15 protein-coding genes and 1 tRNA gene are annotated in these 19,092 nt (G+C 71.7%); 9 read left to right on the top strand and 7 right to left on the bottom strand.

Annotated elements, in window-relative coordinates; genetic code table 11:
- The first annotated feature begins 97 nt into the window (after positions 1–97).
- The 3 genes from WMF28_RS40610 to WMF28_RS40620 all read left to right on the top strand — a co-directional run bounded on the left by WMF28_RS40610 (position 98) and on the right by WMF28_RS40620 (position 4,714).
- The gene (locus WMF28_RS40610) at positions 98–2,581 is read left to right on the top strand and encodes an AAA family ATPase (RefSeq protein ID WP_437599085.1); all 2,484 of its coding nucleotides are present in this window, start codon (positions 98–100) and stop codon (positions 2,579–2,581) included.
- On the top strand, positions 2,578–3,819 hold the full coding sequence (locus WMF28_RS40615) for a hypothetical protein (RefSeq protein WP_437599086.1): 1,242 nt from the start codon (positions 2,578–2,580) through the stop codon (positions 3,817–3,819). The genes WMF28_RS40610 and WMF28_RS40615 overlap by 4 nt, the downstream gene beginning before the upstream one ends.
- A gap of 100 nt (positions 3,820–3,919) precedes the next feature.
- Complete coding sequence (locus WMF28_RS40620) at positions 3,920–4,714, top strand: hypothetical protein (protein WP_437599087.1); 795 nt, start codon at positions 3,920–3,922, stop codon at positions 4,712–4,714.
- Between the two features lie 180 nt (positions 4,715–4,894).
- On the opposite strand, the gene WMF28_RS40625 is transcribed toward WMF28_RS40620, so the two are convergent.
- The 3 genes from WMF28_RS40625 to WMF28_RS40635 all read right to left on the bottom strand — a co-directional run bounded on the left by WMF28_RS40625 (position 4,895) and on the right by WMF28_RS40635 (position 10,029).
- Positions 4,895–4,981: transfer RNA gene (locus tag WMF28_RS40625), tRNA-Ser, on the bottom strand.
- A gap of 264 nt (positions 4,982–5,245) precedes the next feature.
- The gene (locus WMF28_RS40630) at positions 5,246–8,791 is read right to left on the bottom strand and encodes an AAA family ATPase (RefSeq protein WP_437599088.1); all 3,546 of its coding nucleotides are present in this window, start codon (positions 8,789–8,791) and stop codon (positions 5,246–5,248) included.
- Positions 8,788–10,029 carry a metallophosphoesterase family protein gene (locus WMF28_RS40635; protein ID WP_437599089.1) on the bottom strand — a complete coding sequence of 414 codons (1,242 nt, stop codon included), beginning with the start codon at positions 10,027–10,029 and terminating at the stop codon, positions 8,788–8,790. The genes WMF28_RS40630 and WMF28_RS40635 overlap by 4 nt, the downstream gene beginning before the upstream one ends.
- A gap of 550 nt (positions 10,030–10,579) precedes the next feature.
- On the opposite strand from WMF28_RS40635, the gene WMF28_RS40640 reads away from it, so the two are divergent.
- Positions 10,580–10,909, top strand: a complete 330-nt coding sequence (locus WMF28_RS40640; RefSeq protein ID WP_437599091.1) for a GlsB/YeaQ/YmgE family stress response membrane protein — start codon at positions 10,580–10,582, stop codon at positions 10,907–10,909.
- A 140-nt stretch (positions 10,910–11,049) separates the two neighbouring features.
- Here the strand turns inward: WMF28_RS40640 and WMF28_RS40645 are convergent, their stop codons facing one another.
- A complete protein-coding gene (locus tag WMF28_RS40645; RefSeq protein ID WP_437599092.1) occupies positions 11,050–12,528 on the bottom strand; it encodes a hypothetical protein in 1,479 nt (492 codons plus the stop codon).
- Positions 12,525–13,238 (bottom strand): ribulose-phosphate 3-epimerase, encoded by a 714-nt coding sequence (rpe, locus tag WMF28_RS40650; RefSeq protein WP_437599093.1) that lies wholly within the window; start codon positions 13,236–13,238, stop codon positions 12,525–12,527. The genes WMF28_RS40645 and rpe overlap by 4 nt, the downstream gene beginning before the upstream one ends.
- Positions 13,239–13,410: 172 nt before the next feature.
- Here rpe and WMF28_RS40655 point away from each other — a divergent pair, with 172 nt between their 5' ends.
- Together WMF28_RS40655 and WMF28_RS40660 are read left to right on the top strand one after the other, a co-directional pair.
- On the top strand, positions 13,411–13,845 hold the full coding sequence (locus WMF28_RS40655) for an N-acetyltransferase family protein (protein WP_437576618.1): 435 nt from the start codon (positions 13,411–13,413) through the stop codon (positions 13,843–13,845).
- Between the two features lie 306 nt (positions 13,846–14,151).
- Positions 14,152–14,655, top strand: coding sequence for a cyclic nucleotide-binding domain-containing protein (locus tag WMF28_RS40660; RefSeq protein WP_437599094.1), 504 nt, complete (start codon positions 14,152–14,154; stop codon positions 14,653–14,655).
- A gap of 198 nt (positions 14,656–14,853) precedes the next feature.
- Here WMF28_RS40660 and WMF28_RS40665 read toward each other — a convergent pair whose 3' ends face one another.
- Positions 14,854–15,312: a hypothetical protein gene (locus tag WMF28_RS40665; RefSeq protein WP_437599095.1), complete on the bottom strand. Its 459-nt coding sequence runs from the start codon at positions 15,310–15,312 to the stop codon at positions 14,854–14,856.
- A gap of 154 nt (positions 15,313–15,466) precedes the next feature.
- The gene (locus WMF28_RS40670; protein ID WP_437599097.1) at positions 15,467–15,964 is read right to left on the bottom strand and encodes a hypothetical protein; all 498 of its coding nucleotides are present in this window, start codon (positions 15,962–15,964) and stop codon (positions 15,467–15,469) included.
- A 220-nt stretch (positions 15,965–16,184) separates the two neighbouring features.
- Here WMF28_RS40670 and WMF28_RS40675 point away from each other — a divergent pair, with 220 nt between their 5' ends.
- The 3 genes from WMF28_RS40675 to WMF28_RS40685 all read left to right on the top strand — a co-directional run bounded on the left by WMF28_RS40675 (position 16,185) and on the right by WMF28_RS40685 (position 19,067).
- The gene (locus WMF28_RS40675; RefSeq protein ID WP_437599099.1) at positions 16,185–16,883 is read left to right on the top strand and encodes a YggS family pyridoxal phosphate-dependent enzyme; all 699 of its coding nucleotides are present in this window, start codon (positions 16,185–16,187) and stop codon (positions 16,881–16,883) included.
- A 154-nt stretch (positions 16,884–17,037) separates the two neighbouring features.
- Entirely contained in the window at positions 17,038–17,676 is a 639-nt protein-coding gene (locus WMF28_RS40680) for a TlpA family protein disulfide reductase (protein WP_437599100.1), read from the top strand.
- Complete coding sequence (locus WMF28_RS40685) at positions 17,673–19,067, top strand: replication-associated recombination protein A (protein WP_437599101.1); 1,395 nt, start codon at positions 17,673–17,675, stop codon at positions 19,065–19,067. Before WMF28_RS40680 ends, WMF28_RS40685 begins: the two co-directional genes overlap by 4 nt.
- Positions 19,068–19,092: the final 25 nt, after the last annotated feature.

A 19,092-nucleotide genomic window follows, 5' to 3' on the forward strand; every position in this document is an offset into this window, starting at 1 on the left:
AGCAACCCCGGATCTGTGTAGATCCTTCCATCGTGCCCCCGCTCTCGATACGCGCCGACGCCCGCGTGCACCCCTTCCGGCCAGGAGCAAACGAGCGATGAGCTCCTCAGAACCTTTGGCAGCCTCCGGGACGGCGCGCGCGCCGACCGAGGCGACGACCGACCGCCCCGATGCCAACCGCATCGCCCTGCGCGCGCTGCGATCTCTCCTCGACGCCGCCGCGCCGATGGATCTCACCGTCGAGGGAGCGCCGGTTCACATTGCAGTCGAACGCCTCCCCTCCGCGCCGTGGCCGGCGCGAGGGCTGGAGGGGCTCGACCAAGACGCCGACGGGCCCTTGCCGCGCGCCGTGCGCCTGAGGTGCACCTGGCCGGGCGGCAGCACCGAGCTGCTCTTCAGCGCGGCCTGGTGGCAGACGAAGGGCGCTTACCGGCACCTCGTGGGCATCAAGATCAACGTCGTGTCGACCAACCGCGAGATCGTGTGGACCACGGTGGCGCTCCGGCTGCGCGATCGGCTGAACGGCGAGGTCGTGCCCGTTCCCGCCTTGTTCGCGACCTGGCGGCGAAAGGACGAGGACTTCGAGGAGAAATTCCGCCAGAGGAGCCTGCCCTTGAAGGCCGCCGTCGAGCGCGCCGGATTGCCCCTCGTATCGCCCTGGAACATGGAGGTATTCTCCATTCGCCTGCCCGGCGGCGAGGTCCTGCCCTCGCCCGAGGAGGGCTTTCGACGGCTCGCGCACCTCGCCTTGCTCAAGCTGCCCTTCTTCCTCCGCGACGGCGAGGAAGGCATCGAAGGCAACCCTCCGTTCGACCTCGCCGCGCTTGCCGCCGCGCACGGCGAGCGCCAGGGCAAGCCCGCCGCAGACCCGGCCGTCGCGGAGGTCGTCGAGCCCGCGCGCAGGCCACCCGACGACGCGCGGCGCGATGGAATCTGGCCGCTGCCGGGAGGGGTTCGACACTACAAGCAGACGCTCGACACGCTCCTCTCGGAGCTGCGCGACCGCCGGCTGCCGGAGGCGGAGTTCTTCGCGCTGCTGCGCGATCGGTACGAAGCCACGGGGGAGGCGGCGCGGCGAGGCTACATCAATCTGCTCCTCTACCTTGGCGTCGTAAGGCTCTCCGACGACCGCCTCGAGCTCACGCCCGAAGGGGAGTCGTATCTGGAGGACCCGCAGCCACGGGCTCTCTTCGAGCGCCTTCACGCGACGTACACCGGATTTCTGGAAATTCTCATCATCGCGAAGACCCTGGGTCGGATGGACACGACCAGCGCGAGGAACCTCTTGACGGCGCTCCTCGACAAGGACTGGAGAACGGACAACCAGGTATCCTTCCGCCGAAACTGGCTCCTGTCGCTCGGGGCTACGGAGCGTCAGGGCGACGGCGACGCGCTGACGGATCTCGGCCGCCAGATTCTCGCCGATCACGCGGCAGAAGAGGCCCGCATTCGGGGGCGGCTGGACGAGCTGCTCGCCGATCGCAGCATCCTCGGCGACAGCGTCGTGACCGGAGGCGACGTGGACGAAGACCTGGTGACCGCGCCAGGGACGACCACGCCCCCGCTGCCCGATCCGCATGCGAGCACGGCGCCCTCGGCCTGGTTTGATGAAACCCTCGATCTGACGACCGAGCTCGCCGGTCCCTTCGCCTCCACGCTCGAGCTTCCGGCCGGCCTGCTCGCCCAGGCCTGCGCTGCCCTCTCGGCGGGCAAGCACCTGCTCTTCGTCGGCCCACCCGGCACGGGCAAGACGCAGCTCGCCCAGTCGCTCGTGAAAGCCGCCGCGAACGACGGCTATTGCACGGGCGCCTTCGTGGCCACGGCGTCGGCCGATTGGACCACGTTCGACACGATCGGCGGCTATGCGCTGCAGCAGAACAACACATTGACCTTCCGGCCGGGGGTGTTCCTCCGCGCCGTCGAGCGATATCAGTGGCTCGTGATCGACGAGCTGAACCGGGCCGATGTCGACCGCGCCTTCGGTGAGCTGATGACGGTCCTGTCGGGGCACGCCATCGACACCGCCCTCCTTCACGAGGACGGCAGAACCATATCGATCGGGTCAAGCGAGTCCCACATCTATCGCGTGTCGCCGACATTCCGGGTGATCGCCACCATGAACACCTGGGACAAGACCTCGCTCTTCCGCCTGTCATACGCGGTGCAGCGGCGCTTCGCGATGATCCACGTCGACGCCCCCGACGAGGCGACCTATGCGCGCCTGCTCGAGGCGCACGCGCGCCGCGAGGGCGTCGCGCCGCCGCTGCCCGAGGGCGCCCTCGGGCAGCTAACGCGGCTATTCAGCGCATCGGGCCTGCTCGCCCACCGCGCGATCGGCCCCGCCGTGGCGCTCGACATGGTGCACTACATGCGGCGCCGACAGGCCTCTGGAGATGGGCTCGCAGAGGCCATGGCCATGTATCTCTTGCCGCAGCTCGAGGGTTTACCGCAGGAACCGGCGGCGAAGGTCCTCCGGGTCCTTCTCTCGAGCCTCACGGGCTGGACGTCGTCGGAGGCAGCGGCCCGACTGCGGCGTCGTTATGAGGAGCTCTTTCCGCACCAGACCTTCGGCGAGCCATGAGCAACGGAGCCTGGGAAGCGTTCGTCCGCGCCCATTTCCCGGGCTACCTCTTGCCGAGCTCGCGGGTCGAGGCCATCACGGTCGAGGAGGCGGCGCGATTCCTCGCGCGGCTCACGGGAAGGAACCATGAGCTCGCCTTGCTCCGCGCCGCGGGCACGCTGGCGCCGCGGATCGCCGAGCTGCGCGCTTTCGCCATGCAGCTCTTGCCCGACCTCGCGCGGAACCTGCCTTCCCGGGTCGACGTCACGACGCGCGACTGGCGAGGCGGTTTTCGGGGCCGGCTCGACGTCCGGCGGACTTCCTATCAACAGGCCAGCGGAGATCGCTCGCGCTACGTGACGCAGGCGCGGGATCCGAGCTTCGCCCTGCCCGAGAACATCCTCGTTCGCGCGGTGGCCGAGCGGTTGCTCCGGCTCCTGGTCGACCTGCGCAAGGCGCAGGTGCTAGCGAAGCACGGGTGGGGCGCCGACGCGCAGGGAGCCGAGGGCGAGCTGAGGCGGATCTTGAACACGACCGCGCTGCGTGAGGTGCCCTCGGAGCCCATCACGCCGCAGCACGAGCTCGGCGCGCAGGCAGCGGTGCACCGCGGCTATGGCGCGGCGCTCGCGTGGCACAAGGCGCTGCGGAATGGCCTCGACGCGACCGACGCGACTGCCATCGCCGCCATGCTCGCCGAGGGCGCGCTGACGCCCATCGAGGAGCACACGCGCTTCGAGATTGCGGTGGTGATTCGGCTCCTGCAGGCGCTCTGGAACAAGCTTGAGGCGGCGCAGGGGCCGAAGGGCGAGCGCTTTGAGTTCCATCGGTCCCTGGTGCATGCGAAGCGCGACGAAGTGGCGTCGTTCGAGCGAGGCGACGGCGCGCGCGTGCGGGTCTACTACAATCAATGTCACCTCGACCCAGGCCCGCGTGATCAAGGGGCGAGGCACTACATGGGCGGGCGTGCCGGACGCCTGCGGCCTGACATCACCGTGGTCGTCGACAAGGATGGACGGCGGCGGGCCGCGGTGGTCGAGATAAAGCTGACCGAAGATTCGAGCTACATCCTCCAGGGCTTTCACGAGGCCATCGTGTATCGATGGGAATACGCTGGGGATCTGCGTGGGTGGCCGAAGGCGATCCTGGTGACGTCGGCGGATGTGCCGGGCGCGGTGCGGCTGGGGGATGATGTCATCGCGGTGGGGTGGAGCAAGTGGGTGCCGGAGGCGGTGGTGGATGGGCTCCTGGACGGGGTGTGAGGCAGAACGTGCACCGACGCCATCAGCGCTCGACACGCCCACTCCCGCGCCCCTGCTCGACGCGGGGAGAGGGTGTTCATATTAGCTTCGCCCATCCCGGATGCTGGACGAATCCATCGCCCCGTTTCTCCCGTCCTGGCTCGTGCGCCTCGACGCACCCCCTTCGAGCCGTGACCCTCGGGGCCTGCAAGCGCACGCCATGGTGCAAGCCGATCGGCCCTTGCCGGGTCTCAATGTCTTCACCTCGCGAGCCCGCTACTATACCTTCCTCTGCTGGGCTCTCTCGCGCGCGCAGGCCGATGCGTCGCCGCGCGCGCACCTCGAGCGCGTACTCCGCCTAGAGCGCCTCCTCGTCCTCTGCGAGGGTCTGCAGCACGAGGACGATCCTCTCACGTGCGGCTACATCGGCCGTCGGCGCGGTCGCCGCTTCGTCTCCGAGCGCAGGGGCGCGGGGCTGTGGGAGCTGCCGACGCGTGTCCTCAAGAACCAGGTGTCGAACGGCGCGCTGCGCCTCTACCGCACCTCGCTCGCGAGCTTGGGCCTCGGCCTGCGCCTCACCGACCGCGGACAGCAGCTCGCGAGCCAGCTCGAGAAGGTGATCGACGAAGACGTCGTCGGCTGGGCGCTCGAGGGCGGCACGCAGCAGCAGAAGCGGCGCGGCACCCTCCTCGGCGCTGGCGCGCGCATGTGCCCGAGCAGCCGCATAGGCGCCTACGAGCGGCGTTACCTCGTCGCGGCCCTCTTCGGCGCTGACGGCAACGGCATCGAGCGGCGCGAGACGGTGCAGGTTCTGTTCGAGCATAGACGGCTCGGCTTCGCATCCGTGGGCAACGACTCGACCGACAACGACGCGGACCGTCATCACGGACGACGGCGGCAAGCCCGCGCTGCTTGACGCCTTGACGAGGCCTATCCCTGGACGCAAACATCGCGAGCCATCTCACGTCTAAGCCCGGGACCAGGAACCTGCCGTGCCAGAAATTTGCCAGAACCTGCGTCCAGACCTGTCCGCGCCTGTCCACCCCCGTCCACGTCCTGGACCGCGTGAACTACCCGACATCCTTGCAGAAACCAGCGGAGGAGAAGGGATTCGAACCCCTGGTTGAGTTGCCCCAACGGCGGTTTTCAAAACCGCTGCCTTCGACCGCTCGGCCACTCCTCCAAATACTCAGAACGACTTACTTTTGTGCCTCCTCTGGCGCCGCCTGTCAACGCCGCCGTGCCGGCCGTTGCCTATCTCGCGCCCATCTCGCGCCAGAGCGCCGGCCGGGCCAGGCTAGGGCGCCAGCTTCTCCGTGAGCACGATCCTCGCCGCCGGGTAGGCGAGCGAGAGCACGAGCTCGACCTCCTCGGCGCCGTGGAGGCTGCGCGAATTCTGGGGCGCAGCGCAGCGCAGCGCGAGCGCCGCGGCGTCGATCGGGATCCATCATGGCCCCGTGACGTTCACCGCCGCCCTCGCCACGAGATCATCGAGGTCATGCCTGCAGAGCGCGCTCGCCGGCAACGTCGCCTCGGCCAGCTCGACGAGCCGCGCGTGATGGGTGAAGAAGAGGATCTGCGTCCGCTGCGACAGCTCCCCGAGGACCTCGAGCGCGGCGCGCGCGCGCGCGTCGTCGAAATGGATGAGCACGTCGTCGAGCACCAGCGGCAATGGCTCGCTCCTCGTGAAGTACTGCTCCAGGCTCGCCACCCGGAGCGCCAGGAAGAGCTGATCGCGCGTCCCGTCGGACAGCGCCCTCACCTCCACCGGATCCCCGGCCCTCGGCACGCACCGGAGCACGGGCCGATCGTGATCGTCGTGATCCCCCCGCAGCCCCGAGAACGTACCCAGCGATAGCCTCGCGAACAGCTCGCTCGCCCGCCGTACCAGCGGCCCCTGGTTCTTCTCGCGGTATTGCTCCATCGCCCGCCGTAGCAGGTCCGCCGCGAGCTTCGCCCGCGCATAGTCGTCGACCAGCGCGCTGATCGACGCCAGGTGCTGCTCCGCCCGCGTCAGCTCCTCCGCCGCCAGGTCGCTCCCATCCATCGAGAGCAGCCGCTGCCGGAGCTGCCCCACCTCCTCGTTCACCCGCGTCCGCTCCTGATCCAGGTCCGCGATCTGCCGCTCCACGTCCACCCGATCCTGCGCAAGCGCATCCGCGTTCGTCCCGCGGCACGCCTCCAGGAGCGCCTCCACGCTGAGCCCCTCGCCGATCGTCGAGAGCCGCGTCTCGACGATCTCCCGATCTTGCCGGAGCTTCCGCGCCACGGCCGATCGATCCTCCGCGACGACGAGCTCGGACACGTCCTGGGCCCGGGCTTCCTCCATGAGCTGCTTGAGCGCGCGCTCCGCCCCTCGCCGTTTCTCCCGCGTGGCGAGCAGGTCCTGCTGCTTCTCCTTGGACTCCTTCTCGAGCGCCTGCTTGAGCTGCCGGTTCGTCTCCCCATCCTTGGACCGCTCCAGCAGCGCCGCCGCCGCCTGCTCCAGCGGAATGCCCGCGAGATCCGGCGCCGTGAGCCGCGCCAGCCCCTCGACCTGCACCTTGAAATCGGCCGCATCGCGCTCGATCCCCGCGATGCGCCGCCGCCGGTCCCGGGCCCCCTCCCCCTGTCGGGCGAGCTCCGCGCGCAGCTTCAGCACCTCCTCGGCTTCCTCGATCCCGGTCGCGGCCGACACCTCGAGCGCCAGCATCACCGCCGACCACTGCTCGGCCCACGCCGCCTGTTCCCGCTGCAGCCGCGCGAGCGCGCCGGAGAGCCCCTCGAGCTCGACCTCCCCCCGGCGCACCTCTTTCACGACCGCTTCCCGCTCCCGCTGCGCTTTCCCCTCCCGCTCCACCACCTCACGCGCATGCGCGACGAGCGCGAGCAACCCGTCCCGCGGCCCAGCTGCCACGCCGAGCGCCTCCAGCGCCGCAGCGAGCGCCTCCCGATGCCCCTCGATGCGCTCCCTCTGGGCCTGCTCCCGCCGCCGCACCTCCTCGAGCCTCGCCTTGTCCTCCACGAGCTTCTGGTAGCGCCCCAGGAAGGCCAGCATCTCCCCCGGAGAGCGCGGCGCGATCCCCGCCGCCAGCCAGGCGGCTTGCCACTGCCTCTGCTCCTCTTCCTCCGTCGTCCGTGCCCGCTCCGCCGCGGTCACGGACTCCTCGATGCCGCGCGCCGCCCGATCGCGATCGGCCGAGAGCGTCGCGAACTTCGCCACCCGATCCGCCTCTCTCCTGAGCCGATCCGACAGCTCATCCGCCCGCCGCACGCTCGCCTCGTGATGATGCGCGATCTCGCTCGCCGAGAGCCCCGCCCCGGCCGCCCCCTCCTCCGCCGGCTCCCCCAGCCACGCCTGCCGCACCCGCTTCCAGTGCCCCTCGCGCTCGCGCCGCGCCGTCACCAGGTCCCCCTCCATGGGCACCTCCTCGCCGCGCCGCAACGCCTCGATCTCGCGCTCCAGCTCCCCGAAGCGCTCCTTGCGCTCTGCCAGCGAGTGAGCGAGCGACTTCCGCTCGGTGTCCCGAGCGGCGAAGTCACGAGCAAACCTCTCCACCGTCTCGGGGATCGGCACCGGCAGCGCGCCCACCTTCTCGAGCGAGAGCCGCGCCACCCCGAGCGCCGAGAGCCCGGCTTCAAGCCGCGCCGCCATCGCCGTCGCCTCGCCGCGCAGCTCACCGAGGACCTTCTCCAGATCCCCGTCTCGCTGCGCGATCTCGTGCGTGCGCACGAGCGCCGTCACATCCACCGGAGCGCGCAGGGCCGCGAGCTTGCTCCGCTCGCCCCCGAGCTTGTCCTCCGCCTCGGAGAGCCCCTTCGCCGCCCCGGCGAGGTCGCGCTCGAGCCCGATGCGCTGCTTGAGCAGCGCCCGGACCCGCGCCTCCATGCTCGACGGAACAGCGAGGCTCCCCACCTCCTCCACGGGCACGCGCCGCCCGAGCCGTCCGAGGAGCGACTCGATGGTGTCTTCGATCTGGCGCAGCTCGCCGCGGAGCCGAGGCAAATCCACCCCCGCCGCCTTCTTGTGGTTGCCGAGCCCGTCCTGGATCGCCGTGATCGACGCCCCCTGCGCGAGCAGCGCCTCCGGCACCGGCAACCGGTCCATCTGCGCGGTCAGATCCGCGATCTCGCGGCCGAGCCGCTCCTCGCGCGGCTCCGTCTCCGCGAGCGTGCTCTCGGCCTTCCGCCGCGCCTCGGGCGCCGTCTCGGGCAAGAACACCGCGCCCTCATGCTCCTTCAGCATCCCGAGGATCCTGTCCCGCTCCGCGATGGGCACCAGCGCCTGCGCCGTGCGCGACAGATGCCTGTGCCTCGCCTGGAGATCGGAGAGCTCCCTGGCCAGGGTCGCGGCGCGCGCCTGCCCACCTGCGAGATCCTTCTGGAGCTGCTCCCACTCCTTGGCCGGCTGGGACCGATCCGCGGCTCCCTTCTTCGCGCTCTTGTGGCTCTCGAGCGCGGCGTTGAGCTTCTTCTTGTGCTTCCCGAGCGGCGTGAAGATCTCGTCCGCCTGCGCGTCGAGCTTCTCCAGCACCGCGTGCACGCGCGTGCCCCCGAGCCCGGCCGCGAACAGGCTCTCTCCGAGATCGCCGCCTCCCTTGAGCAGCGCCTCGCCGCCGTCCACGAGCGCCCCGTGGGAGAGGCCGAACATCACCTTGTACTGCTCCTCCGTCACCCCGCCGAGCAACGCCTGCAGCTGCCCCTCGTCCACCGGCTGCTCGGCGGGATCCAGCAACGTCTGCTTGAGCCCCTTGCGCCGGACGAGCTGCAAGGTCCGCCCGTCCTCGGCCGCGAGGAGCGCGCCCACCCGGAGCTTCTTGTAGTCTCGATCGTGCGCGTCCTGGGTGTCCTTGGGCATTTCGAAGAGAAACCCCAGCACCGCCCGCAGCGTCGTGCTCTTGCCGACCGCGTTCGACCCGAAGATCACGTGCAGCGCGCGCGGCTTCGCCGAGAAATCCAGCGACAGCCCGGTGAAAGGCCCGTACCTCAGGAGATCGAGCGAGAGGATCTTCACGACGCGTCCTCACCTGCGAAGAGCAGCGGCAGCAGGGTATCGGGCAGCTCCCGGACGAGCTGCCGGAGCGCCGTCCGATCGAGCTTCCCTCCGCCTTCGAGGTGGTCGAGCTCCGCCGGCAGCTTCTTGCGCAAGGGCTCGAGCCCGCTCAGCAGCCTGTCGATCTCGGCGTCGTCCTCGCAGAGGGTGCGGAGCTGCCGGTAAAGCCCGCCCACGGCCTCATCGCCGAGGCTCGCTTCCGCATCGAGCGGGTTCCGGGTGCGGAAGCTGATCTTCTCGACCCAGATCTCGCCCGCGTCGCTCGCCGCGCTGCGCACCTCGCTCCGGTACTTCTCGGGCTCGCGCGAGAGCGCCCCGTGCGCCCGCGTCGCCCCCGTCACCTCGATCCGCGCGGCCACGATCCTCTCCTCCGCCGCGTCCGCCTCGCGCGCCAGGGCCTCGCGGCACAGCTCGATCACATCATCGACCGACGACGCCATGCGCGCGTCCACCGCGCACCGCACCCAGCGCAGCGCGTCCAGGGTCCGGGGCTCGACCCCCACGATCCGCCCCTCGTCCACGGTCACCAGCGTCGCGCCCTTCTTCCCCGTCTCGCGCGCATGCCTGCCCTGCAGGTTCCCGGGGAACACGATCCACGGCGACTCGTGGAGCACCTCGCGCGCGTGCACATGCCCGAGCGCCCAGTAATCGTATCTCCTCGCCACGAGGTCGCTCACCGAGCACGGGGCATACGATTGATGCCCTTCGCGACCGCTCGCGCACGTATGCAGCAAGCCCACGTTGAAATACCCCTCCCGCGGCGCGGGATAGGCGACGGAGAGGTCCTCCGTGGTATCGGCCTTCTCGTAGCTCCGACCGTGCACGGCCACGCCGAGATCATCTAGCGTGATCGTCTCCGGCTTCTTCGCCGACAGCTCGCGCACGCCCTCCGGCAACCGCAGGATCTTGCTCCGCGCGTCGTGATTGCCACGCACGATGAACACCCGGATACCCGCTTCGCGCAGGCGTGACATCTGCTTCGCGAAGAAGAGCCCCGTGTTGTAATCGGTCCAGTCGCCGTCGTAGAGATCGCCGGCGATGAGCAGGAAGGCCACCTTTTCCTCGATGCACTGCGCCACGAGGTTCTCGAGCGCGCGCCGCGTCGCCCCGCGAAGCTTGTCCACCGGCGCCCCGTCGTACCGATCGAGGCCCCGCAGGGGGCTATCGAGATGGATGTCCGCTGCGTGAAAGAACTTCATGCGGCCCCCGGTCCGCGCTGCTCTTTACCGCGCGATGGCGCGACCGTAGCAGTCTTCCCTGGGGACGTGAAGCGCCACGCGGCTTCGTCATCGCCACGATCTTCTCTGACCGAGCGGGGCGAGCGGGAGCAACACCTCTCCGAGGTGAATGTCGTCCGCTCCGGGATCGCCGGGCGAGCGGCGCGGACGTTTCCTGCGAGGAGGCGAGATGAGACGTGATGTGGTGGCTCACGCGGCGGGGTCATCCGCTCTCCTGTTCTCGCGCGCGCTGGCCGAGCGCACGCGCGAGGCTCACGCCGCTGGCGATGAGCCCGACATGGCTGAACGCCTGGGGAAAGTTCCCGACGCTCTGCGAGCCGCCACCCCCGATCCGCTCGACGGACCGCCGTGCAGCGACGAGCTCGACGGGCGCGGATGCGCCTTCTGGGCGCTGCGATAGGCGGGCCGCAGGTGGGCGTGGTGCTTGCTCAGCTCCCCGACGGACGCTCGCGTGAGCGCGGGCCAGCCTCGTCGAAATCCGGTCGATGGGGAAATCCAAGGAGGTTCAGCGATGCCTGCTCTCGTTGTCGGTCTGTTGCTCCTCGCGCTGCTCATGGCGGGGATCTGGGTGACATTCGGCCTGCTCGGGATGGCGGTGACGCTCGTCGTCGCCGGCATCGTCGGCTGGGTAGCCGATCGGCTCGTGCCCGGCGAGCTGCCCTATGGGTGGCTTGGCGCGATCGTGGCGGGGCTGCTCGGGAGCTGGCTCGGCAGCCTGTTGTTCGGGCCTGTCGGGCCGTCAGCCGGCGGGATTCCGGTGCTCCCCGCGCTTGCGGGAGCGGTGATCCTGGCGTTCGCGTACGATGTGCTCCACAAACGGCTCTCACGCGCTCGGCCGTGAGCGTGGCGCCGGCGCAGCCGTCGCCGATGCGGCCGAACGCGCGCTCTCTGCAGCGCCGTCGACCTCCGGGCCTGTGCGGCGCAACGGACGTACCGGGGCACCGCTCGACGTTGCCCAGCCCCCACGCGTGAGCAGAGCGGCTACTTCCGTCCCCGGCTCTCCGCCCCCGCTCCCCCCGTCGCCTTCCCCCCAACCTCGCCCTTCATCACCTCCGCCAGCCACGTCTTCGCCCCCGCGCACGTCCCCACCGCGCTGGCCTCCCCTCCCCCGCGCCGCTCGTACGGCCCCGCGACGACCGCCACGTCGCCCCCGCGCGCCGTCCACGCGATCGGCCCGAGCGACGCGCGCTGCTGGCACGTCTTCCCGAAGCGGCGCTCGAGCACCTTCCGCGCCTCGGCCGCGTCGCCCGCGCTGTCGAACCGCATCCGCCACGCGAGCGCGAACGCGCGCCGCGTCGGGTCCTGCGGATCGTCCCGCTGCACCACCGCAACCCGGTCCCCGCCCCACCCGGCCGCCGCGCCGATGGCCGCCTCGCGGTGCGCGTACGCCGCGAACGCGATGCGCAGCGCCTGCTCGCCCATCACGTCGTCGAACACGACGCGGTACCCTGGACCGAGCGCCGCGGCGGTCGGGACCGCCACCTCGACGGCGGGCTCGCGCGCGGCGAGCTTCTCGGGGTGCAGCAGCTGCTCGGTCGTCTCCGGCAGCGCGCGCCAGACCGCGTCCACCGAGGCCCAGCCGCCGTCCCTGCGCAGCGCCTGCACGAACGCGAAGCCGTCTGTGTACGGCGCGCCCAGCGACTCCTGCAGCACGAGCGGCGTATCGCCCACGGACGACAGCGCCGTCGACATCGCCACGAGCTTCCGGAGCGTCGACTCGTCCATCTGGAACGCCGAGCCGACCAGCACATCGAACATCGCGCTCATCGCCTCGCCCTCGATGAGCGCGTGCGTGGCCGCCAGGCGATCGCTGTCGCCGGGCCTGAACTGGAGCAGCTTCCCCAGCGAGAAGCTCTGGTCCTGGAGCGCGTGGACGAGCTCATGCGCCAGCGTCTCCTCGGCCTCGGTCTCGCTGAGATCGTCGACGAGGTACATCGTCGCGTCGTCCGGCTCGTAGAAGCCCGCGATGCGTCCCTCGAGCAGGCGGTACATCCCGGCGGTGAAGTCGTAGTCGGCCGGGATGAGCTCGAGCGCCGCGAGCACCTCGCGCTGATGATCCAGCACGCCCTCGGGGATCTCGCGCTCCACGTGCGCGCGCACCCGCGCCAGGATCTCGCCGCGGGTGAGCACGCGGCTCCGCACCTCGCGGAGCACCGGCAGGCCGCGCGCCTTCGCCAGGCGGGCGAGCACGCGCGCGATCTCCTCCTTGGTCAGCCGGGCCGCATCGTCGTCGAGCTCGCCCTCGCCGACCGGATTGGCGCCCTCGGCCGGCGGGAGCGCGGCCGATCCCGCGGGGCGCGCCGCGTCCGGGACCTGCGCTCGTGGCGGCGCTGCAGGCGCAGCCGGCTGCGCGCAGCCGGCCAGCACGGCCGTCCCGACGAGCGCCGCCGCGCCGCACGCCGCGGCCCTCGCCGTCGCGCAGCGCGCAGCGCTCGCCGCGGGGGCGTTGCGCCGGGTCAAAGCTGCTCCCCGGCGGGCGCGCGGATCGCCCGGATCGCCTCCGCATACCGCGCCACACGCGCGTCGAACGACAGCTCCTCGCCCGGCGCCGCGGCGCCGAACACGGCCGAGCCGGCGACGAGCGCCGTCGCCCCGGCGGCGATGACCTGCCCGGACGTCGACGGCGCGATGCCGCCGTCGACCTCGAGCGCGATGTCCAGGCCCGCCTGATCGATCGCCTGACGCAGGCTCCGCAGCTTGGGGAGCGTGGCCGGGATGAACCGCTGGCCACCGAACCCGGGGTTGACGCTCATCACCAGCACCAGATCCAGGTCGGGCAGCACGTACCGGATCGACTCTTCCGAGGTGTGGGGGTTCAGCACGACGCCGGGGCGCGCTCCCGCGTCCCGGATCTGCTGGATCGTCCGGTGCAGGTGCGGCGACGCCTCCACGTGGACCGAGATCCGGTCGGCGCCGGCGGCCGCGAACTCGTCCACGTAGCGCTCGGGCTCGACGATCATCAGGTGCACGTCGAGAGGAAGACGCGTCGCGGCGCGGACCGCGCGAACGATGAGCGGTCCGATCGTAATATTTGGCACAAACCGGCCATCCATCACATCGACGTGAATCCAGTCGGCGCCGGCGGCCTCGGCGGCTCGCACTTCCTCCGCGAGACGACCGAAGTCAGCCGACAGGATCGACGGAGCGACGATGATTTTGTCGTGACGCACGGTGTAGCGCTAGCAGGCGTGACGCGCGGCGGCTAGCGGGGCATCACGAGCGTGCTTACGAGGAGGCCGGCGCGGCTGCTAGGCTGCGCAGGTCTGCGCGAGATGTTCGTGCCATCCGCGGCGACGCTGCAGATCGAAGGCTGGATCCCGAACCGTTCGAGTGAGGTGATGCATGGAGACACGGCCGCTGACGAAGCCCGACTACGACCGGATCGTGGGCGAGATCGATCGGTGGTGGGCAGGCCCAACCAGCGCGCTCGCGCACCCGATCTACTTCTACGAGCTCGGGCGGCTCGCCCGCGTCGTCGAGGATCACGGGTTGCTTGTCGGCTTCCTGCTCGGGTTCAGGTGTCCGGACGCGGCGATCGGGTACGTGCACCTCGTCGGCATTCATCCCGACTACCGCCGCCGCGGCGTCGGCAGGATGCTCTACGCAGCGTTCGAGGAGGACTGCCGCCGCGAGGGTTGCCGGCAGCTCAAGGCGATCACGACCCTGGGCAACGAGGGCTCCGTGCGCTTCCACGCGGCGGTCGGCTGGTCGGCGGCCGAGGTCGAGGACTACGCCGGGCCTGGGCGCCCGCGGATCGTGTTCACCAAGGATCTCTAGCGCGGCTCGCGCCAGGTGCGCCCGGCGGCAGCGCGGCCGCGAGACGGGCGCACGGCTCGGAGCGACGTGGCGACGTGACCGAGGGGACGGGGCTCGGGGGGGCGCATCCCGCGGCGACGAGACGGCCGGCGAGCCGGCAGGGCGTCGCGAGCGCTAGCGTTGACGTCCTCATGTTGCGGCGTACGCTCTCGGTGGGTACATCGGCTCGGGGCCGCGAGGTGGAGCGATGCGAGTAGGCGAGCATGTTCGCGAGGTGTTGGTGGGCGTTGTCGGGTCGGCCGCCGCGGTCGCCCTCGGTGCAACCCCGTGAACCACAGCGCTGACTTGATCGCGCAGCTGCGCGAGATCGGCCTGTTCGGCGGCCTCGGCGATCACGTCCTCCATGGACTCGCCGACTCGCTGGAGCTGCTCGAGCTGCAGCCGGGGGCCGTCGCCTTTCGCGAGGGCGACAGCGGCCGCGAGATGTTCGTGCTGCTCGCGGGGGAGATGGAAGTGCTCAAGCGGTCGAAGCGCGACGTCGAGTCGCGGATCGCGGTCCTGGGGCCGAGCGACTGGTTCGGCGAGATGTCGATCCTCGACGTGATGCCGCGCTCGGCGACCGTGCGAGCCATCGCCCCGTCGCGCTTGATGCGCATCACCGCTCACGATCTCGACGCGCTCTACCGGCGCGATCTCAAGTCGTACACCCTCCTGGTGCTGAACATTGCGCGCGAGATGTCGCGCCGCCTTCGCGTGGCGGACAGCCTCCTCGCCGAGCTCGTCGCGAACATGCTCGACGAGTACACGCGGCCACGGCGACCTGGGATCTGAGCCGCGCGCTCGCGGCGTCGAGCCGCCACGCGCTCGCGGCGTCGCAGGGCGAAGCTGACGGCGTGCGGTGGCGGCTGAGGGCGCGGGGAGAACGTTTCAAGAGCCCGCTGCCGGGCGTACCTCGGAGCTCAGCGCCGCCGCCAGGCTACGAGGCTGCGTCGAGCGCTCGACGTCGTGGCGCCTGGCCCATCCGTCGCCTCACGCGCCGCCCTGGCCAAGCGCGCCACCGGCGCCGGCTTCGCCACCGGCGCCGCCTCCGCCACCCGCGCCGGCTTCGCCATCCGCGCCGCCTTCGCCGCCTTCGCCGCCCGCGCCACCCGCGCCGGCTTCGCCATCCGCGCCGCCTCCGCCGCCCGCGCCGTCTCCGGCACCCGCGCCGGCGTGGCCGCCCGAGTTGGTCGCGCCGCCGGTGCCGGATGCACCCGTGCCAGCGGCACCGGTTGAACCGGCGTTGCCCGAGCCGGCCTCGCCGGCGCTCAGACCGCCCCCGTCGCCATCATCATGGGGGTCGTCTTCGGCGCGTCCCCCTCCGGCCCCGGTCGCGCCGAGGTCATCGCAGTCCGCGCACCCGATACCCGAGAGGGGAGGCTCGGGCTGCGGGTTGAAGCCACAGCCCGCGAGCACCACCCCGAACAAAAGGACGACAAGCTTGCGCATAAGCTCTCTCCTCATAGCACCCTGCGCAGTCCCCTGCCGCTTGCGCAGCGCCCTCGTCCGCGGGAGCGCGGCGTCGAGCGCGATCAGCCGTCTGCTGTCGCTCGCCGCCTGCCACCCGGCTGGCGCCGCCGTCAAGGTCGGGCGGCGCGCTAGCTCAGCCGCAGTTCACACCTCCAGCGCCCCCTTCGCCGCAGGGCTCGCCGCCCGCGCCACCGGTGCCGTCCTCGCCGCCTCCGCCACCCGCGCCACCGGTGCCGTCCTCGCCGCCTCCGCCACCCGCGCCACCGGTGCCGTCCTCGCCGCCTCCGCCGCCCGCGCCACCGGTGCCGTCCTCGCCGCCTCCGCCGCCCGCGCCACCGGTGCCGCCCTCGCCGCCAGCGCCGCCCGCGCCACCCGCGCCGCCCGCGCCGCCAGAGCCGCCCGTGCCCGTGCCGGTGGTGGTACCCGCGGCGCTGGAGCCGCCCCCTCCTCCGGCGCCCGATGGGTTGGGAAAGCCAGCCCCAGCGCCAGCGTCACTGCCACCTGCACCCGTGCTGCCGGCTCCGGTGACGGTAGACCCCGGCGGATCGGGGTCCTGGAACGGCGGTTCGGGCTGCGGGTTGAACGTGCATCCAACCGCGATGAGCAGGGTAGACAACAGCAGGCTTCGCATGGCGGGTACGCACGCGTATAGCAACTCACGTGCCACGAGAAACCCCCTGGAAGTACTGCGATCCGGGGGTGATTGACGCGGTCCACAGGCACACTCTGGCACGCCGCCCGGGCGGGTGGATCCGACACCTTGCGCCGGCCTCTGCCACGGCCCGCGCTGCCGTGTCCGGTGCAGGGCGCGCCCTCGTGTCCGCGAGCAGCAGCTCGCGGTATCGTGGGGCGTGATTTCTGAAGACCTGGAGAACGTCGCACCGCGGCTCGAAGAGGTACGGCGCCGGATCGCAGGCGCCGCTGCGCGCGCCGGGCGGGGGCCCGAGGAGGTCCGGCTCATCGCTGTGTCCAAGGGAAAACCCGCGGAGGCCATCCGCGCCGCCTACGCCGCCGGGCAGCGCGATTTCGGCGAGAGCTACGCGCAGGAGCTCGTCGAGAAAGCCGAGGCGCTCGCCGACCTCGACGGGCTCGTGTGGCACGCTATCGGCCGGCTCCAGAGGAACAAGGCGAAGCACGTCGTGCGCGTCGCGCAGGTCGTGCACTCCGTCGATCGCGAGGACCTCGCCGTCGAGCTCGACAGGCGCGCGGCCGCGCTCAACCGGACGCTCGACGTCCTGCTCGAGGTCAACGTCGGCGGCGAGGCCTCCAAGGGCGGCTGTGCGCCCGGCGATCTCGCGCCGCTCGTCGGCGCCGTGGCCCGGTGCGCGCACCTCCGGCCGGTCGGCCTCATGACCATCGCGCCGTTCCTCGACGACCCGGCCGACGTCCTCCCGTTCTTCGCGCAGCTGCGCGCCCTGCGGGACGCGCACGGCGGCCAGGCCGTGCTGCCCGAGCTCTCGATGGGCATGTCGCACGATTTCGAGGCAGCCATCGCCGAAGGCGCCACGCTCGTCCGCGTCGGCACCGCCATCTTCGGAGCCCGCGGATAGCGCCGGCGCGCCGCGCGCGGCGCAACCCCGGCGCGGCATGCCGGCCCCGGGCTGGTTCCCCGCGCCCGCCGCAGCGGCCTCATTCCGCCGACCACGCGCTCTTTTTCCTCCTGCGCCCCTCGGACAAGGCGCGCCGGGACGTTAAGCTCCCCGCGTGTTGCAGGCGAAGGCGGCGAGCAAGCCCTCCTCGGTCAGCGGCGGCGTCCGCGCAGCGACGGCGCGGCCCGCGCCGTCGCGCCTCGGCGCGGCCGTCCGTATCGGCGCCCTCGCGAGCGCTGCGGCCTGCGCGCCGCTCGTGCTCGGGTGCGGGCCGGGCGCGATGCCTGCCTCGGTGCGCCACCCGCTCGTGGGCAGCGCCGCGCCGGAGTTCCACGCGGAGTCGACGGCGGCGGTCACCGTGGGCGTGCCCGGCACCCGGAGGACGCGGGTCACCGTGATCGACTTCTGGGCGTCCTGGTGCGCGTCGTGCAGCCGGACCATGCCGGCGCTCGACGAGCTCTGGCGCGACCGCAAGGCGGACGGGGTGGCGATGATCGGCGTGAACGTCGACGCCTCGGAGGCCGCCGCCGAGGCGGCCGCGTACGAGCTCGGCGCGACGTTCCCCATCGTCGCGGACCTCGATCAGCGGCTCAGCGGGACCTACGGCGTCGCGCAGGTCCCCCTCACGTTCGTGGTCGACGGCGCGGGCACGGTGCGCTGGGTCGGGCGCGATCCGGCGAGCGCGCGCCGCGCCGTGGAGGTCCTGCTCTCGGAACGGTCATCCAACCCGCGCGCGCGGTCGGCCTTCGAATGAGCGCGCCCCGCGGCGGGGGAGGCGGCGGCCCGCGGCGGCGGCCCGCGGGCGAGGAGCCGACCCTCTTCGACGCCGCCCGACAGCGCGATCCGGAGCTCCGGGCCACGGTGCCCCTCGCCGAGCGCATGCGCCCGCGCTCGCTCGCGGACATGATCGGCCAGGGCCACCTCCTCGGCGAGGGCAAGCTGCTCGCGCGCGCGATCGCCGCCGACCGGATCCCCTCGATGATCCTGTGGGGCCCGCCGGGCGCCGGCAAGACGACGCTGGCGCGCGTCGTCGCGCACACGACGAACGCCCGCTTCGTCCCCTTCAACGCCGTGCTGGGCGGCGTGCCGGAGCTCCGCGAGATCCTCGCCCAGGCGCGCACCGCGCGCTCGTACGAGGGCAAGCGCACGATCCTGTTCGTCGACGAGATCCACCGCTTCAACAAGGCCCAGCAGGACGCGTTCCTCCCGCACGTCGAGGACGGGACGATCACCCTGATCGGGGCGACCACCGAGAACCCTTCGTTCGCGGTGAACGCGCCGCTCCTCTCCCGCTGCAAGGTCTTCCGCCTCCAGGGCCTCGAGGCCCCGGAGCTCGTCGAGCTCCTGCGCCGCGCCATCGACGCGCCCACCGGGCTCGCCGGCGCGGTCGCGGCCGACGACGACGCGCTCTCGGCGATCGCGGCGCTCGCGCAGGGCGACGCGCGCAGGGCGCTCACCACGCTGGAGGTCGCCGCGGACGAGGCGGTGCGCGCGGGCGCCGCCACGATCACGCGCGAGCTCATCGCCGGCGCGAGCGAGCACAAGACGCTGCTCTACGACAAGGCCGGCGAGGAGCACTACAACGTCATCAGCGCCTTCATCAAGTCGATGCGCGGCTCCGATCCCGACGCCGCCGTCTACTGGCTGATGCGCATGATCGAGGCCGGCGACGACCCGCTCTTCCTGCTGCGCCGGATGATGATCTTCGCCTCCGAGGACATCGGCAACGCCGACCCGCGCGCCCTGGAGCTCGCCGTCGCGGCGGACGCCGCGTTCCGGCGGATGGGGATGCCGGAGGGCCTCTACCCGCTCACGCAGGCGGCGCTGTACCTCGCCACGGCCCCGAAATCGAACGCGTGCAAGTCGGCCTGGCAGTCGGCGCAGGCCGCCGTACGCGAGCACGGCGCGCTGCCGGTCCCGCTCACGCTGCGCAACGCCGTCACGCGGCTGATGCGCGACGAGGGCTACGGCGAGGGCTACCGTTACGCGCACGACGAGCCGGGCGGCGTCGCGGTGGGCGAGGCGTACCTGCCCGAGCCGATCGCCGGCAGCCGGTTCTACGAGCCGACCGACCGCGGCTACGAGCGGACGATCGGCGAGCGCCTCCGCCGGATCCGCGGCGAGGGCGGGGGAGAGGGCGGCTGAGGCGCGGCGCGCGCCGCCGCCCTCA

The organism is Sorangium sp. So ce590 (assembly GCF_051521365.1).
Classification (GTDB): Bacteria; Myxococcota_A; Polyangia; order Polyangiales; family Polyangiaceae; genus Sorangium.